At 69.4% G+C, this 366-nt stretch carries 1 protein-coding gene; it reads left to right on the top strand.

Annotated features, from left to right (window positions below):
• A partial coding sequence (locus AC5Y5O_RS32270) for a PPE family protein, SVP subgroup (RefSeq protein WP_500028779.1) occupies nucleotides 1–340 on the top strand: 340 nt, incomplete at its 5' end.
• Between the last annotated feature and the right edge of the window lie 26 nt (nucleotides 341–366).

The following is a 366-nucleotide window of genomic DNA, read 5'->3' as shown; positions in this document are numbered from 1 at the left end:
TGCTGTCGGCGGGGCGCCGGTGACGGGCTCGATGGGCAAGTCGGCTTTGGTCGGAAGCATGTCGGTGCCACAGGGCTGGACCGAAGCCGCCCCGAACATCAGGATGCTCGCGCAGTCGCTGCCCGCCAACCTGGCGGCCGTCCCGGCCGCCTCGCTGATCGGCGAGGAAGGCGCGTTCAGCCAGATGGCTTTGTCCAGCCTGGCCGGTCGCGCCATCGCCGCCACCTCGACCCACACGGTGAGTAGCAATGCCGCGACGGCAGCCGCCCTGGGCAGCCTCGTCGCCGAAGCGGACCCCGCCGCCGCCACCATCATCGTCATCCCGGAGCTGGAGGACTAGACATGTTTTACGCAGCCTTTCCACCG

The sequence above is a fragment of the Mycobacterium sp. NGS40 genome (assembly GCF_059812735.1).
The sequence above is the reverse complement of the archived record's forward strand: the minus strand, read 5'-3'. Positions and strand labels throughout refer to the sequence as shown.